This is a genomic window from Mesorhizobium sp. M7A.F.Ca.CA.003.01.2.1 (assembly GCF_003998945.1).
GTDB classification, from domain to species: Bacteria; Pseudomonadota; Alphaproteobacteria; order Rhizobiales; family Rhizobiaceae; genus Mesorhizobium; species Mesorhizobium ciceri.
Genome location: NZ_RZRA01001221.1, coordinates 1 through 1302, shown reverse-complemented (window position 1 = coordinate 1302; position 1302 = coordinate 1). Strand labels below are relative to the sequence as shown.

Below are 1302 nucleotides of genomic sequence, written 5' to 3'. Positions count from 1 at the left end.
CAAGCGCCGACTTGCCGCTGGCGTCCGGCCCGGCTATCAGGATCGCGTTCTTCACGCGGCCCTTGCCCGCCTGCCCGCCGGAATGTTCCATGCCGCTCATCGCCACGCTTGTTTCCCGTCCCATTGAGCGCGCTTTGTCGCTGTCGCTTGCGAATATGGCCTCACGGTCGGTCGGCGCAAGCGCTGTTGTCTGGCTGGCCGAAGGTATCGCCTGCGATCTCGTCCTGCCTGAGGCAGCCGACGCGGCCGCTACGAGTGCCGTCTTGCGCACGGCACTCGCCAGCGAGTCGGTCGACGTGATCGTCCAAGAAGCAGAAACCCGCCGCAAGAAAATCCTGATCGCCGACATGGATTCGACCATGATCGACCAGGAATGCATCGACGAGCTGGCCGACGAGATCGGCGTCAAGGATCATGTTGCCACGATTACCGCGCGATCCATGAATGGCGAGATCGCCTTCGAACCGGCTTTGCGCGAGCGGGTGGCGTTGCTGAAGGGCCTCGACGCCACCGTGGTCGATCGCATCGTCGCCAATCGCCTGACGCTGGCCTCGGGCGGCCGTGTTCTGGTCCGGACCATGCGCGCCAACGGTGCCTGGACGGCACTCGTGTCTGGCGGGTTCGAGGTGTTCACGACGCGAATCGCCGCAATGCTCGGCTTCCAGGAGAACCGCGCCAATCGCCTGCTCGAGCAGGACGGGCGCTTCACCGGCCTGGTCGGCGAACCGATCCTCGGCCGCGCCGCCAAGGCCGACGCGCTGATCGAAATTTCAGCGCGCCTCGGCCTGACGCCCGCCGACGCCATTGCCGTCGGTGACGGCGCCAATGATCTCGACATGATCCGCCTTGCCGGTACCGGTGTCGCGCTTCACGCTAAGCCGACGGTGGCGGCACAGGCCAAGGTCCGCATCGATCATGGCGACCTGACCGCGCTGCTCTATATTCAGGGCTACAGGCAGGAGGACTTTGTGCAATGAAACCAATGCGTACCGAGCGCCTGATCCTGCGCAACTGGGAGGATCGCGACCGCGACCTGTTCCACCGCATCAACTCCGACGACCGGGTGATGGAGTTCTTTCCATTCCGCCGTGACCGCGCCCAGGCGGATGCCAAGATGGACGAGCTCCGGGCCTGGACCACGAAGGACGGATACGGTTTTGCTGCCGCCGAGATCACCGCCACCGGTGAATGCATCGGCTTCATCGGTCTCCTCGACACCGATCATGTGCCATCCCTGCCAGCCGGCACCATCGAGATCGGCTGGCGGCTGGCACCTGAGTTCTGGGGCAAAGGCTATGTCAC

2 protein-coding genes and 1 pseudogene are annotated in these 1302 nt (G+C 64.6%); 2 read left to right on the top strand and 1 reads right to left on the bottom strand.

All coding sequences use genetic code 11. The features are described 5' to 3' along the window. A pseudogene (locus tag EN969_RS31425) lies at positions 1 to 100 on the bottom strand (tRNA (adenosine(37)-N6)-dimethylallyltransferase MiaA); the annotation flags it as partial. Here EN969_RS31425 and serB point away from each other — a divergent pair. Both serB and EN969_RS31415 read left to right on the top strand, forming a co-directional pair. Then, on the top strand, positions 90 to 977 hold the full coding sequence (gene serB / locus EN969_RS31420) for a phosphoserine phosphatase SerB (RefSeq protein ID WP_082826478.1): 888 nt from the start codon (positions 90 to 92) through the stop codon (positions 975 to 977). The pseudogene EN969_RS31425 and the gene serB overlap by 11 nt on opposite strands. Further along, positions 974 to 1302, top strand: a 329-nt coding sequence (locus EN969_RS31415; RefSeq protein ID WP_164758680.1) for a GNAT family N-acetyltransferase, incomplete at its 3' end; no start/stop codon positions are given. The genes serB and EN969_RS31415, both read left to right, overlap by 4 nt.

What these genes read in the sequence shown, in the direction of transcription:
- serB (WP_082826478.1), top strand. Translation starts at nt 90, where the DNA reads ATGCCGCTCATCGCCACGCTTGTTTCCCGTCCCATTGAGCGCGCTTTG.